Origin of the sequence: Roseateles oligotrophus (assembly GCF_014204525.1) — a bacterium.
In the GTDB taxonomy this organism is placed as follows: Bacteria; Pseudomonadota; Gammaproteobacteria; order Burkholderiales; family Burkholderiaceae_C; genus Paucibacter_A; species Paucibacter_A oligotrophus_A.
In genome coordinates, this window is sequence record NZ_JACHLP010000001.1 from 398,581 (window position 1) to 412,293 (window position 13,713).

A 13,713-nucleotide genomic window follows, 5' to 3' on the forward strand; every position below is an offset into this window, starting at 1 on the left:
ATTAGCGCAACAAGCTGGCCAGGCGGGCCTTCACCGCCGGCCACTCCGCGTCGATGATGGAGAAATAGACGGTGTCGCGCACCCGCCCGGTCGAGCAGATCACGTGGCGGCGGAAGATGCCCTCCTGCTGCGCCCCCAAGCGCAGGATGGCGGCCCGGCTCTTGGCGTTCAGCACATCGGTCTTGAGCTCCACCCGCAAAGCGCCTAACGCCTCAAAAGCATGGGTCAGCAACAGTGTCTTGGCCTCGGTATTGGCGCCGCTGCGCTGGTGGCTGGGCGCGACCCAGGTCCAGCCGATTTCCAAGCGCCTGTCCTTGGCCGAGATGCTGCCAAAGCGGGTGCTGCCAATCACCGCACCGCTGGGCGCATCGAGGATGGCAAAAGGCAGGGACTGGCCACGTGACTGCTCGGCCAGGGCCGTCTCCACATAGGCCTGCATCTCGTCCCGGTTGCGCACCTGGGTGGGCACCCAGGTCCAGAGCTCGGGCGCGGTGCCCACGGCGGCTAGCTCATCCACATGGGCCAGGCTCAGCGGTTCGAGGCGCACATGGCGGCCGCTCAGGGTCACGGGGGCGAGCTGCAAGGGCTGCAGCAGGTCTTGCACATTGGGCATCAATCATTGCTCCTGAAAGTGTGTGTGGGGGGAGAGATTCACAGGCCGAGCCGCTGCATCCATTGCGCCACCGCCTGCTCCGATGCCGAGCCCTCGCTCAAGCCGGCCTGGATGCGCTGGCGTTCCAGCGCCGAGCGGTTCTGGCTCAGCTTGGCCTTGGCCTCCAGCCGCGTCACCCGCAGCCTGAAGCCAACGATCGCCGCCAGCAGCCTGGACTGAAAGTCTTCGGCCAGGCCGCGCCACTGCGCCGCGTAGCCGGGCTCGTGCTGCTGGATCAGACGCTTGAGCAAGGCGTCCTTGGCCGGGGCCTCGTCCACCAAGTCCAGCGTGCCGTAGGCATGGACGGCCAGATAGTTCCAGGTCGGCACATTGCGCTCGTGCTCGTAGTGGCGTGGCGAGACGTAGGCGCTGGGGCCGCTGAACACCGCCAGCACCTCGGTCTGCCTGGCCATCTGCGCGGACAGCCAGGCCCAGTGCGGATTGGCCCGCGCCATATGCCCCTCCAGCAGCCATTGCCCGCCCTCCTCCAGCAGGGTCAGCGGCAGATGGCTGACAAAGGCCTGGCCCGCCGCGTCGGGGCCGATCACGGCCGCCAGCGGCTGGGTGGCGAGCAGATGCCGAATCTGCGCATCGTCTTGCAAGCGGAAATGAGCGGGCTGGTACATGGCGGGCGCTTCGATGAGTGAGTGTTGAGGCGGGACGGCGCTCAGCATAGGGCCGGTCTTGGTACCATCAAAGTACCAATTTCGAGGATTTTCATGGGTCCAATTTCAAGCCGCGCCACGCTGACCCTGGAGCCCGACGGCCTGCGGCTGGATGGCCGCCAGGGCCTGGCCCGCTCCCTGCATGCCCAGCTCAAGCAGAAAATCCTGCTGGGCCAGCTCGCCGCCGCCCAGCGCCTGCCAGCCAGCCGGGACTTGGCACAGCGCCTGGGCGTCTCGCGCAACACCGTGTTGCGGGCTTATGAGCAGCTGATGGCCGAAGGCCTGTTGGAGGGGCATCCGGGCGCCGGCTGCTACGTCGCCCAACTCAGGCGGGAACCCCCGCCCACCGCGGCCCGCACGCCGGCCCAGGCCGCAGGTTTTGAGGAGAGCGGGCAGGCGAGCGAGCTCTGGGCCCGGCTGCAAAGCCTGCACTTGACCCCGCCCCTGCGCCCCGGTGAACGTGGCCTGCGCTGGGGCCTGCCGGCCCAGGACAAATTCCCTCATATCCTGTGGTCGCGCCTGCAGCAGCGGTTTTGGCGACGCCACCCGCAACTGGCCAGCGGCTATGCCGACCCGGCCGGCCTGCCCCGGCTGCGCGCACTGATCGCCGCCTATCTCAACAGCTCGCGCGGCCTGGCCTGCACGCCCGAGCAGGTCTTGCTGAGCGCCGGCAGCCAGCAGGCCATCGCCATCGCCGCCCTGGCCTTGCTGAACCCCGGCGACCGCGTTGCCATGGAGTCCCCCGGCTACCGCGCCGCAGCGGCCGCCCTGGGCCTGGGCGGCGCCCAGGTGCTGCCCCTGCCGCTGGACAGCGAGGGCCTGCGCATCGGTGCCCTGGAGGCGCTGGGGGATTGCCGCATGGCCTACATCACACCCTCCCACCAATTCCCCAGCGGCGTGGTGATGAGCGCCCAGCGGCGCCTGGACCTGCTAGCCTGGGCCCAGCGCCATCAGGCCTATCTGCTGGAGGACGACTACGACGGTGAATACCGTTATGCCGGTGTACCTCTGGCGCCACTGGCCAGCTTGAGCGGCGCGCAGCAAAGAGTGCTGTATATCGGCACCTTTTCCAAGCTGCTGTTCCCGGGACTGCGCCTGGGCTATATGGTCGCGCCCAAGGCCTGGGTGCCCACACTGGCCAAGCTGCGCGCGGTGCTGGACCGGCAGTCCAGCATCGTCGACCAGCATGTGCTGGCCGACTTCATCGAGGAAGGCCATTTCCTGCGCCATGTACGGCGCATGCGGCGCACGGCCAGCGCGCGCAGAGACACATTCATCCGGGCCTGGGAACGCGAGTTGGACGGCATCCTGCCCCTGCCCTCGCCCTTGATCGAAGCAGGCTTGCAGCTGCTGCTACGCCTGCCGAATCCGCATTGGGAGCAATGCTTGCTGAAGGCCGCTCAGGCCAAGGGCCTGGAAATCGGCGGCCTGCGCCAAGTGGGCGGCCTGGCCTCGCACAGCCAGGAGGCCGGCCTGGTGCTCGGCTTTGCCGCCACGCCCGAGGCGCAGCTTGAGGCGGTGGTGGCCGACTTGGCGCAATGCTGGCGGCCGGTGCTGGCTGGGCTGAGGCGCAAAGACGAGCAGTAAGCCCGCGCCAGCCACAAGCCACTTCCGGGCCTTGTGCGCGGGCCCAGCCATGCCGCTTGTATCGCGGCCTGGCCCTCGCCAGCCACAAGCCCCTTCCGGGCCTTGTGCGCGGGCTCAGAGTTTGAAGATGGCGACGGCGGAGACTAGTTGCGCGGCTTGCTGTTTGAGGCTCTCCGCCGCGGCCGCGCTTTCTTCAACCAGGGCCGCGTTCTGCTGGGTGTTGCGGTCCATCTGGGTGACGGCCTCGCCGACTTGCGAGACCCCGGTGTTCTGCTCGATGCTGGCCGCGCTGATCTCGCCCATGATGTCGGTCACGCGCCGGATCGCGCCAACCACCTCGCTCATGGTGTTGCCGGCCTGGTCGACCAAGGCCGTGCCTTGCTCCACCCGGTCCACGCTGGTGGAGATCAGGCTCTTGATCTCCTTGGCTGCATCGGCACTGCGCCCCGCCAGATTGCGCACCTCATTGGCCACCACGGCAAAGCCACGGCCTTGCTCACCGGCTCTTGCCGCTTCCACGGCCGCATTCAGGGCCAGGATATTGGTCTGGAAGGCGATGCCATCGATCACGCCGATGATGTCGTGGATCTTCTTGCTGGCATCGTTGATGCCCTTCATGGTCTCGACCACGCGATTGACCACCTCGCCGCCCTTGACGGCCACCTGCGAGGCATTCATCGCCAATTGATTGGCCTGCTGGGCGTTGTCGGAGTTCTGCCTGACGGTGGAGCCCAGCTCCTCCATGGCGGCCGCCGTCTGCTCCAGGGCGCTGCCCTGCTCCTCGGTGCGCCGACTCAGGTCGTGGTTGCCGGTGGCGATCTCGACACTGGCCGTGGCCACGCCTTCGGCGCCCCGGCGCACATCGGAAACGATGCGGGTCAAGTTCTCGGACATGGCGGCCAGGGCCCGCATCAGCTGGCCGGATTCATCCTTGCGCTCGACCCGCTCGACCCGCTGGCTCAGATCGCCATCGGCCACGAACTGGGCGATCTCGGCTGCACGCATCATCGCGCCGCCCAGCATGCGGGCCAGCCAGACACCCACCACCGCCGCCAGGACGATGGCGAGCGCGATGGTGAAGACGATTTTGAGGCGGGCCATCTCGAAATCCTCCGCCGACTGCCGCCCCAGGCCGAGCATGTACTCGGTACAAGCCTCGTCCAGGGCCGACAAGGCATCGTCCACCTTGTTTTCGAATTCGCGCACCTCGCCACGCTTGAGCTTGGCCTCGTCGATCTTGCCGGCCTTGGCCAGAGCCGCCACCTCGGCCTGGCCTTGGCGCAATTTGGGCAGGTTGCTCTCCACAATCGCCATGGCTGCCGCGACCTTGGGCTCGCTGCGATCAACATCCTTGAGCGTCAGGGCATAGAAGTTGTCCACGCCCTTCATGCGCTCCTCCATGTCCTTCACATGCTTGTCCACCCCTTCGGCCGCCGTGTTGTAAATGATCAGATTGCGCATGGCGCGCCCGGCCTTGATCAGTTCGGAATTGGCTTCCTTGATATTGGACAGGGCGGGCACCGCATGGCCGTTGATGCGCTCCAGGGTCTGGTTCACCTTGTGCAGATTGAACAGCCCGACCACCCCCACAAGGCAGGCCAGCGCCGCCATCAAAAGAAAGCTCGCGAGCAGCTTGCTAGAGGTCTTGAGGTTGTAGAGAAAGTCCACGATCGCGCTCCTGGCTATGCACTGAATGGGGCCGCAAGGAGCACGCACAAGGCCAGGTTTCGGGGAGCCTGCCGTACTGCTCCGCAGCTTCGGTCAGCAGTATCCACGGGCGTCATCCGCCCAAATCGGCAAACAGACCTGCTTCAGAGTTGTTTGTTCCACGCTCAAACGCGGATACCGCAACTAGGTCAAGTGCAATCACCCATTGCATGGGCGTAAAAATGCCTGGCACACCCAGGTCAGCCGCACAAAGCAAAAACCCCTGATGCACAAGATTGCTCTTGCAGATCAGGGGTTTGCCATTGTTGGCGGAGTCGGAGAGATTCGAACTCTCGATGCAGGTTTTGCCCACATACTCCCTTAGCAGGGGAGCACCTTCGGCCACTCGGTCACGACTCCAGCGCAGCCTTGCATTCTATACAGGTTTTTCCGGGCTCAAGGGAAGTTTCGGAAAATTTCTGCAATTACTCAGGATTTTTTTCCAGCTCGAAGGCTTTGTGCAGGGCGCGCACGGCCAATTCCATGTACTTCTCGTCGATCACGACGCTGGTCTTGATTTCGCTGGTCGAGATCATCTGGATATTGATGCCCTCTTCGCTGAGCGCGCGGAACATCTTGGACGCCACGCCCACATGCGAGCGCATGCCGATACCGACGATGCTGACCTTGCAGATCTTCGGATCGCCTTGCACCTTGGCCGCCTGGGTGGCCGGGCCCACAGTGCTTTCCAGCAGCGCCATGGTGCGGGCGTAATCATTGCGATGCACGGTGAAGCTGAAGTCGGTCTTGCCGTCTTGCGAGACGTTCTGGATGATGACGTCGATGTCGATATTAGCCTCGGCCACCGGACCCAGGATCTGGAAGGCAATGCCGGGCTTGTCGGGCACGCCCAGCAGGGTCACCTTGGCCTCGTCGCGATTGAAGGCAATGCCGGAAACGACGGCTTGTTCCATTTTTTCGTCCTCTTCAAAACTGATCAGGGTGCCAGACTTGGCTTCCTCGTTGATATCGATGTCCCAGGGCGTGAAGCTGGACAAAACACGCAGGGGCACGCGGTACTTACCGGCAAACTCGACGGAGCGGATCTGCAGAATCTTGGAGCCCAGCGAGGCCATCTCCAGCATCTCTTCGAAGCTGATGGTGTGCAGGCGGCGCGCCTCGGGCACGATGCGCGGGTCGGTGGTGTAGACGCCGTCCACATCGGTGTAGATCAGGCACTCGTCGGCCTTCATGGCGGCGGCAATCGCCACCGCCGAGGTGTCCGAGCCGCCACGGCCCAGGGTGGTGATGTTCATCTCATCATCCACACCTTGGAAGCCTGCAATCACCACCACCTTGCCCGCGGCCAGATCGGCGCGCACGCGGCTGTCCTCGATGCTTTCGATACGGGCCTTGGTGTAGCTGGAGTCGGTGTTGAGCGGCACCTGCCAGCCGGTATAACTGACCGCCTCGACGCCTTCGGCCTGCAGAGCGATGGCCAAGAGGCCCACCGAGACCTGCTCGCCGGTGGAGGCAATCATGTCCAATTCGCGGTTCAGCTCCGGGCTGCTGCCGGCCGGCGCCAGCTCTTTGGCCAGGCCCAGCAGGCGATTGGTTTCGCCGCTCATGGCGGAGGGCACGACCACCATTTGATGGCCAGCGCGCGCCCATTTGGCAACGCGCTTGGCGACGTTGCGGATGCGGTCGGTCGAGCCCATCGACGTGCCGCCGTACTTGTGAACTATCAAGGCCATAGAAGTCTCGCTTGAAGCGAAGAGATGTTGACGCGGGAGGATTGAATCGCTGGGGGCCCTGAGGATAGGCAAGGCACCTTTGACCCATGAGGCCAGGAGGCGGTGTGCGCCGTGGTCGCAACCTTCGATTCTAGCTGCTGCCTTGTGCCAGGCCAGGGGCGTGCGGCAGCCATTTGAGGCTGAGCTGCGCCTCGCCAGGCGCCGCCAACTGGCGCGCATCCAGACCCAGGCCGGGCACGAAAAGCAGGGCCGAATCGATCCAGAGCAAGGGACCCTGGCGATCGGCAGCCGGCATGCCAGCCTCCTGGAACGCCTTCTTCAGGCTGCGCGGCACACTGTGCGGCGCACGTTGAAACTGTTCCCCACCGCTACGGGCAGCCAGGATCACGCGATGCAAGCGCGCGGGCGCCACGCCGCCGGATTCGACCGCTTCGACCCGCCAGCAGCCGCCCCAGTCTTCGCAGTCCACGATACCCACCTTGCCCAGATCCAAACAACGGGGCGCGGGGGCGGTCGGCAAGGTCTTCTGTCCCGAGCAGCGCTGCAAGCGGCCGCGATAAAAACGCAACTGCCCGCCGCCCGGACAAGGCCAGAGGCCGGCCGTGCCCGGCACACACTCCCTCAACAGGCGCCGCACCAGGCTGGCGGAGGCGGCCTGCCCCAGGGCCAGGCTCAACCAGGCCCGCAAGGCATTGCTGGCTCTGGCAGGCGAGAGCGCGAGCACGGCCGCCATCTCCAGGCCCGCCTCGGACACCCGGCCTTGCAGATCCTGCTCAGCCACCTCGGCCTGCAGATCCAGAGCCTGCTGGGCCCAGTCCGCCGCCTGGGCCAGGCTGGCCTCGGCCTGCGGGAAGGCCTCGCCCAAGGCCGGCCAGACCTGCAGGCGCAGGCGGTTGCGCGCATAGCGCGGGTCGCTATTGCTATCGTCCTCGACAAAGCTCAGGCCATGGGCCTGGACATAGGCCTCCACCTGCTCACGCGGCCGCGCCAGCCAGGGTCGGGCCCAGCAAATGCCATCGCGCCATTGCAAGGCCGGCATGGCAGCCAGGCCGGCCGTGCCGGCGCCGCGCAGCGCTTGCAGCACAAAGGTCTCGGCCTGATCGCGCCGGTGGTGGGCCAGCAGCAGCAGGTCGGCGCCGGCCTCAACAGCCATGCTGCGCAGAGCCGCATAGCGCTGCTCGCGCGCCCAGGCCTCGATGCTCTGAGTGGCGGCAGGCCTCTCGCTCAATCGATGGCAGCGCAGCCGCAGCGGCAGGCCTTGGGCCACCCAGGCCTCGCATTGCGCCTGGCAGCGCAACAGCCAGTCATCGGCCAAAGAGCTGAGCCCATGGTGAATGTGCAGGGCCAGCACCTGCAGCTGGGCACCGCCGGCATTGAGCGTTTGGGCCGCATGCGCAGTGGCATGCAGCAGGGCGGTGGAATCGCGGCCGCCGCTGTAGGCGACGGCGATGACGCGTGGGTAATGCCCCAGCTCAGCGGGCCTTGGTGTCGCCGAAGCGGCCATAGGCCTGCAGGCGTTCGTAGCGGCGCTCCAGCAATTCCTTGGGTCGCAGGTCGCTGACCTGGCGCAAGGCCTCGCCCAGCGCGCGCTTCAGATTGGAGGCCATCTGCTTGTTGTCGCGGTGGGCGCCGCCCACCGGCTCGTTGACGATCTTGTCGATCAGGCCCACGGCCTTCAGGCGGTGGGCCGTGATACCCAGGGCGGTGGCGGCCTCGGCCGCGCGCTCCGAGGACTTCCACAGAATCGAGGCACAGCCTTCCGGCGAGATCACCGAATAGGCCGAGAACTGCAGCATCAAGACCTGATCGGCCACGCCGATGGCCAGGGCGCCGCCCGAGCCACCCTCACCGATGACGGTGGCGATGATGGGCACTTCCAGCTGGGCCATCTCGAAGATATTGCGGCCGATGGCTTCCGACTGGCCGCGCTCCTCGGCGCCGATACCGGGGTAGGCGCCCATGGTGTCAATCATGGTGAAGACGGGCAGGCCGAACTTCTCGGCCAGCTTCATCAGGCGCAAGGCCTTGCGATAGCCCTCGGGCCGCGGCATGCCGAAGTTGCGCAGCTGACGCTCCTTGGAATCGGCACCGCGCTGATGGCCGATGACCATGCAGGCCTGGCCGTTGAAGCGGGCCAGGCCGCCGACGATGGCGGCATCGTCGGCAAAGTGGCGGTCGCCATGCAGTTCCTGGAACTCGGTGAAGACCTCGGCGCAATAGTCCAGGGTCTGCGGGCGCTGCGGGTGGCGGGCGATCTGGTAGACCTGCCAGGGTGCGACGTTGGCGTAGACGTCCTTGGTCAGCTGCTGGCTTTTCTTGGAGAGGCGGTCGATCTCCTCGGAGATGTCGACGGCGGACTCGCTCTGCACATAGCGCAGCTCTTCAATCTTGGTTTCGAGTTCAGCGATGGGCTGTTCGAATTCGAGGAAATGTTTCTTGCTCATCCTGGGTGTTCAGTGTTGAGGTCTGTGAACGGGTCGTCGGGCCTGCTGTTTCAGGCGGCCGGAACCGGATCGAGGCTGCGCCAAATGTACCATGTGGCCACCGAGCGATAAGGCGCCCAGGCATCGCCGACCTCCCGGGCTTCCGCCCTTGAGACCGGCTCGCCAGAGAAGTAATTTTCGCTGATGCCCTGGAGCAGGCGCGGGTCATCCAGCGGCAATACATTAGGCCGCATCAGATGGAAGATCAGAAACATCTCGGCCGTCCAGCGGCCGATGCCGCGGATCGCCACCAGCTCTTCGATGATGGCCTCGTCATCCATCTGCGTCCATTGGCGCACATGCACCTGGCCGTCTTCAAAATGCTGGGCCAGGTCCTTCAGATAGTCGACCTTGCGGGCCGACAGGCCCACACCGCGCAAGGCCTCTACCGGCAGGGCCAGCAGGGCGGCAGGCTGCACCTTGGTCGGCGCGCCGCCCATCAGCGCGGCGAATTTCTCCCAGCTCGCCTGGGCCGATTTGACCGAGATCTGCTGCCCGATGATGGAACGGGCCAGGGTGGTGAAGGCGTCGGCCCGGCTCTGCAGGCGCGCCTCGCCAAACTGCGGGATCAGCTTCTTCATCACCCGGTCGCGCTTGGCCAGGTGGCGGCAGGCCTCATCCCAATAGTCCGGGGTGACCCCGGCTGCACTCACGCGCCCCACGTCAAGCCCGCGTCCAGGTCGTGCCCTGGGGCGAGTCCTGCAGGACGATGCCGGCGGCCAGCAATTCGGCGCGGATACGGTCCGCGGCGGCGAAGTCGCGGCCCGCCTTGGCGGCCGCGCGCGCGGCGATCTGCGCCTCGATATGGGACTCGTCCACACCGCTGCCGGCTTGCAGATAGTCGCGCGGCGCCTGCTGCAAAAAGCCCAGCACGCCGGCCAGGGCCTTGAGCAGGGCGGCATCCGCCAGCGACTTGCTGCGGTTGACCTCGCTGGCCAGCTCGAACAGCGCGGCGATGGCGCCGGGCGTGTTGAAGTCCTCGTCCATGGCCGCGCGGAAAGCCGCGGCCTGGGGCTGGGCCCAGTCGATGGCGCTCACCTGCAGTTCGGGCACATTCAAACCGTCCAATGCGGTGTAGAGGCGACGCAGGGCCGTGCGCGCATCGTCCAGATTGACGTCGCTGAAATTGAAGGGGCTGCGGTAATGGGTGCGCAGCATGAAGTAACGCAGGGTCTCGGCGTCATAGCGCCCCAGCACATCGCGGATGGTGAAGAAATTGCCCAGGGACTTGGACATCTTCACATGATCCACATTGAGCAGGCCGTTATGCGCCCAGATGGTGGCCGGCGGCTTGCCGTTGGCACCCTCGCTCTGCGCGATCTCGTTCTCGTGGTGGGGGAACTGCAGGTCGGCACCGCCGCCATGCAGATCAAAGGTTTCACCCAGCAGGGCGCAGGCCATGGCCGAGCACTCGATATGCCAGCCGGGCCGGCCGGCGCCATAGCCGGAGGCGAACTTGGCGTCCTCGGGCTCCTCGGGCTTGGCGGCCTTCCAGAGCACGAAGTCCAGCGGGTCCTGTTTGCCGTCGTCCACGGCCACACGCTCGCCGGCACGCAAATCGTCCAACGACTTGCCCGACAACTTGCCATAACCCCCAAACGAACGGACCGCGTAATTCACATCGCCATTGCCGGCCCGGTAGGCCAGGCCCTTGGCCTCCAGCTTGCCAATCATGGACAGCATCTGCGGCACGAACTCGGTGGCGCGCGGCTCATGCGTGGGCCGCAGCACGCCCAGGGCGCCCAGATCGGCATGCATGGCGTCCACCATCTCCTCGGTCAGCTGACGGATCGGGATCTTGCGCTCCAGCGCCCGGCGGATGATCTTGTCATCGATGTCGGTGATATTGCGCACATAAGTAACCTTGTAGCCCGAGGCCTGCAGCCAGCGGTAGATCAGGTCGAAAGCCACCATCATGCGCGCATGGCCCACATGGCACAGATCGTAGATCGTGATGCCGCAGACATACATGCGGACATGGCCAGCTTCGATAGGGATGAGGGGCTGGACCGCGCGGGTCAGCGTGTTGTAGATGTGAAGAGACATGGAGCTTGTTGGGCCAGGTTGGCGCTGCAAGAGCGCCTTGAGGCTTGGGCGCCGGCTTGCGGTTCAGAGGACGAAGGAGGCGCCGTAGAATAGCTGGCAGTATACCGGCTGGCCCAAAGAGGCCAGGCCCGTACCGACCCTGCCCCACCGGGCGCCACGCCTCCCCCGAGCTGCGCTCGCCAGCCGACTCAGACCCCTCACACCATGCCCCAACAAGCGCACCCAGGATTTTTCGTGCCCAGGCCCGCCGCCTGGCTGCTGGCTCTCGGGCTCGTGCTGGGCCAGGCGCCGGTTTTCGCGGGCGAGCTGGAGCAGGCCCAGAAGCTGTGGCTGGCCGGCCAGCGCCCCCAGGCCCTGGGCCTGCTGGAGCAGTCCCTGGCCAAGACCCCGAACGACTTGAAACTGCGCTTCGCCCTGGGCGTGATGCGCATGGAGCAAGGCGAGCTCAAGCAAGCCCAAGCGATCTTCACCCAGCTGAGCCAGGACTTCCCCGACCTGGCCGACCCCTATAACAATCTGGCCGTCATCCATGCCTCGCAAGGCGAGCTGGACTTGGCGCAGGCCGCCCTCAATCAAGCCCTCAGCCTGCAGGCCGACCACGCGCAAGCCCTGGAAAACCTGGCCGATCTGCTGCTGCGCCAGGCCGAAAAAGCCTATCAGCGCGCCCTGAAAGCCCAGGCCACCCCCTCGGCCAATACCAGCACCAAGCTGCGGCTCACCCAGTCCCTGCTGCGTGAAATGGACGCACGCAGGCCCTGACACATGCCAGGGCTTGCGCCGGCGCCGGCTGAGGGACAATGCGCCCTCGCCTCTCGATTCAAACCATGAATTCAGCGACAAGAATCATCCATGCCTAACTTCTGCCTTACCCCCATTCACACCCTGGGCCTGGCGGCCAGCCTAAGCCTGGCCCTGCTGGCCAGCGCCAATGCCCAGGTCGTCAAACTCAGCACCAGTGAAGGCGATATCCGCATCGAGCTGAATGCCGAGAAGGCCCCCAAGTCGGTGGCCAACTTCGTGCAGTACGTGAAGGCCGGCCATTACAACGGCACGATTTTTCACCGCGTGATCGAGAACTTCATGATCCAGGGCGGCGGCTTCACGCCCAAGATGGCCCAAAAGCCGACCAAACCACCCATTCCCCTGGAGTCGCGCAACGGTCTGCTGAATGTGCGCGGTAGCGTGGCCATGGCCCGCACGGCCGTGCCGGACTCGGCCACCGCGCAGTTCTTCATCAACACGGTCGACAACGCCTTTCTCGATGCCGACAACGCGCGCGACGGCAACGGTTACGCCGTGTTTGGCCAGGTCATCGAAGGCATGGACGTGGTCGACAAGATCCGCGCCGTGCCCGTGGGCAATATGGCCGGCCAGCAGAACGTCCCCAACAATCCCGTCATCATCAACAAAGCCATTGTGGAGTCCAAAAAATGAGCATTGCCAACCCCAAAGTCGAACTGCACACCAACCACGGCAAGATCGTGGTCGAGTTGAACGCCGAGAAGGCCCCGCTGTCGGCGGCCAACTTCCTGTCCTATGTGCGCAGCGGTCACTACGACGGCACGGTGTTCCACCGCGTCATCAAGGGTTTCATGGTGCAGGGCGGCGGCTTTGCCGTGGGCATGCAGCAAAAGCCCACCACCGGCGAGATCCAGAACGAGGCCAATAACGGTCTGACCAACGAGCACTACACCCTGGCCATGGCCCGCACCAACGCGCCGCACTCGGCCTCCAGCCAGTTCTTCATCAACACCACCAACAACGGCTTCCTGAACTTCAAGTCCGAGACCCCTTCGGGCTGGGGCTACGCCGTGTTCGGCAAGGTGATCGAGGGCAAGGAAGTGGTGGACGCGATCGAGAAGGTCAAGACCGGTCGCTCCGGCTTCCACGACGATGTGCCCAAGGAAGACGTGATCATCGAGCGCGCGGTTGAACTCGCCTGATTCTTCGCCAAGTCCTGCGGGGCAGGACTCCCCCCTGCCCTGCTTCCCCGTGCTGCAGGCTGGCGCCGACTGGCGTCGCATCGACTTTCTGTCGGACCTGCACCTCTCTCCCGAGACGCCGGCCACCCTCGCCGCACTTGAATCCCATCTGCAGGAAACCACGGCCGAGGCCGTCATCCTGCTGGGCGATATTTTCGAAGTCTGGGTCGGCGACGACGGCCGCTTCGAGGGCTTTGAAGCCCAGGTGCTGGGCCTGCTGCGGGCCGCCAGCCAGCGGCTGCAACTCTTCTTCATGGCCGGCAACCGGGACTTTCTGCTCGGCCCCGCGATGCTGACCGACGCCGGCATGCAAGGCCTGGCCGACCCCACGGTGCTGATCGCCTTTGGCGAGCGCTGGCTGCTCAGCCACGGCGATGCGCTCTGCCTCTCGGACCAGGCTTATCAAGCCTTCCGCAAGCAGGTGCGCAATCCGGCGTGGCAGGCGCAATTCCTGGCTCAACCCCTGGCGGCACGCCGCGCCATCGCCCGCCAGATGCGCGATGGCAGCAAGGCCCAGCAAGCCGAAATTTCGGAATACGCCGACCTGGACACGGCAGCCTGCATCGCCTGGCTGCAGGCCAGCGGCTGCAAGACCCTGATCCACGGCCACACCCACAGGCCCGCCGTCCATGAGCTGGGCCCGCCGGGCCTGCGCCGCCAGGTCTTGTCCGACTGGGATCTGGAGGCCGAGGTCCCGCGCGCCGAGCTGCTACGCCTGCGCCAGGCCGGCCTGCGCCGAATTCAGCTGGCTTGAACCTAGATTCGGCAGTTGACCGCTCGCTCTGACCTGGAAACATCGGTGTCTACTGTGTTCTTGCCCATTAACAGCGATCACCCTTTGGGTGACAGCGCTACACGCCCGCCTGTCTCGCCAAACGGCGCGCTAGCTGCGTTGCT

The 13,713-nt window shown here is 65.5% G+C and carries 14 protein-coding genes and 1 tRNA gene; 5 read left to right on the forward strand and 10 right to left on the reverse strand.

Annotation, left to right across the window (positions count from 1 at the left end):
- Nucleotide 1 precedes the first annotated feature (1 nt).
- Together HNP55_RS01825 and HNP55_RS01830 are read right to left on the reverse strand one after the other, a co-directional pair.
- Nucleotides 2-613 carry a GNAT family N-acetyltransferase gene (locus tag HNP55_RS01825; RefSeq protein WP_184295600.1) on the reverse strand — a complete coding sequence of 204 codons (612 nt, stop codon included), beginning with the start codon at nucleotides 611-613 and terminating at the stop codon, nucleotides 2-4.
- A gap of 38 nt (nucleotides 614-651) precedes the next feature.
- Complete coding sequence (locus HNP55_RS01830; protein ID WP_184295602.1) at nucleotides 652-1,278, reverse strand: FMN-binding negative transcriptional regulator; 627 nt, start codon at nucleotides 1,276-1,278, stop codon at nucleotides 652-654.
- A 93-nt stretch (nucleotides 1,279-1,371) separates the two neighbouring features.
- Between HNP55_RS01830 and HNP55_RS01835 the strand changes: the two genes are divergently transcribed.
- Nucleotides 1,372-2,904, forward strand: coding sequence for a PLP-dependent aminotransferase family protein (locus tag HNP55_RS01835; RefSeq protein ID WP_184295604.1), 1,533 nt, complete (start codon nucleotides 1,372-1,374; stop codon nucleotides 2,902-2,904).
- A gap of 114 nt (nucleotides 2,905-3,018) precedes the next feature.
- Here the strand turns inward: HNP55_RS01835 and HNP55_RS01840 are convergent, their stop codons facing one another.
- The 8 genes from HNP55_RS01840 to cysS all read right to left on the reverse strand — a co-directional run bounded on the left by HNP55_RS01840 (nucleotide 3,019) and on the right by cysS (nucleotide 10,834).
- Nucleotides 3,019-4,572 (reverse strand): methyl-accepting chemotaxis protein, encoded by a 1,554-nt coding sequence (locus tag HNP55_RS01840; RefSeq protein ID WP_184295606.1) that lies wholly within the window; start codon nucleotides 4,570-4,572, stop codon nucleotides 3,019-3,021.
- Between the two features lie 112 nt (nucleotides 4,573-4,684).
- The gene (locus HNP55_RS23980) at nucleotides 4,685-4,924 is read right to left on the reverse strand and encodes a hypothetical protein (protein ID WP_221439421.1); all 240 of its coding nucleotides are present in this window, start codon (nucleotides 4,922-4,924) and stop codon (nucleotides 4,685-4,687) included.
- Nucleotides 4,879-4,971, reverse strand: a tRNA-Ser gene (locus HNP55_RS01845). Before HNP55_RS01845 ends, HNP55_RS23980 begins: the two co-directional genes overlap by 46 nt.
- Before the next feature lie 65 nt (nucleotides 4,972-5,036).
- Nucleotides 5,037-6,305 (reverse strand): aspartate kinase, encoded by a 1,269-nt coding sequence (locus HNP55_RS01850; protein ID WP_184295608.1) that lies wholly within the window; start codon nucleotides 6,303-6,305, stop codon nucleotides 5,037-5,039.
- A gap of 130 nt (nucleotides 6,306-6,435) precedes the next feature.
- Nucleotides 6,436-7,809 carry a tRNA lysidine(34) synthetase TilS gene (gene tilS, locus HNP55_RS01855; RefSeq protein ID WP_184295610.1) on the reverse strand — a complete coding sequence of 458 codons (1,374 nt, stop codon included), beginning with the start codon at nucleotides 7,807-7,809 and terminating at the stop codon, nucleotides 6,436-6,438.
- Nucleotides 7,778-8,749, reverse strand: coding sequence for an acetyl-CoA carboxylase carboxyltransferase subunit alpha (locus HNP55_RS01860; protein ID WP_184295612.1), 972 nt, complete (start codon nucleotides 8,747-8,749; stop codon nucleotides 7,778-7,780). The genes tilS and HNP55_RS01860 overlap by 32 nt, the downstream gene beginning before the upstream one ends.
- Before the next feature lie 50 nt (nucleotides 8,750-8,799).
- The gene (locus tag HNP55_RS01865; RefSeq protein ID WP_409993720.1) at nucleotides 8,800-9,441 is read right to left on the reverse strand and encodes a DNA-3-methyladenine glycosylase family protein; all 642 of its coding nucleotides are present in this window, start codon (nucleotides 9,439-9,441) and stop codon (nucleotides 8,800-8,802) included.
- Nucleotides 9,442-9,451: 10 nt separating this feature from the next.
- Entirely contained in the window at nucleotides 9,452-10,834 is a 1,383-nt protein-coding gene (gene cysS / locus HNP55_RS01870; RefSeq protein ID WP_184295614.1) for a cysteine--tRNA ligase, read from the reverse strand.
- Nucleotides 10,835-11,068: 234 nt separating this feature from the next.
- Here cysS and HNP55_RS01875 point away from each other — a divergent pair, with 234 nt between their 5' ends.
- From HNP55_RS01875 to HNP55_RS01890, 4 genes are all read left to right on the forward strand, one after another.
- Nucleotides 11,069-11,593, forward strand: a complete 525-nt coding sequence (locus tag HNP55_RS01875) for a tetratricopeptide repeat protein (protein WP_221439422.1) — start codon at nucleotides 11,069-11,071, stop codon at nucleotides 11,591-11,593.
- Nucleotides 11,594-11,683: 90 nt separating this feature from the next.
- Nucleotides 11,684-12,268 (forward strand): peptidylprolyl isomerase, encoded by a 585-nt coding sequence (locus tag HNP55_RS01880; protein ID WP_184295618.1) that lies wholly within the window; start codon nucleotides 11,684-11,686, stop codon nucleotides 12,266-12,268.
- 2 nt (nucleotides 12,269-12,270) lie between these two features.
- The gene (locus HNP55_RS01885; RefSeq protein ID WP_184296652.1) at nucleotides 12,271-12,777 is read left to right on the forward strand and encodes a peptidylprolyl isomerase; all 507 of its coding nucleotides are present in this window, start codon (nucleotides 12,271-12,273) and stop codon (nucleotides 12,775-12,777) included.
- A 49-nt stretch (nucleotides 12,778-12,826) separates the two neighbouring features.
- The gene (locus tag HNP55_RS01890; RefSeq protein ID WP_348648638.1) at nucleotides 12,827-13,570 is read left to right on the forward strand and encodes a UDP-2,3-diacylglucosamine diphosphatase; all 744 of its coding nucleotides are present in this window, start codon (nucleotides 12,827-12,829) and stop codon (nucleotides 13,568-13,570) included.
- The last annotated feature ends 143 nt before the right edge of the window (nucleotides 13,571-13,713 follow it).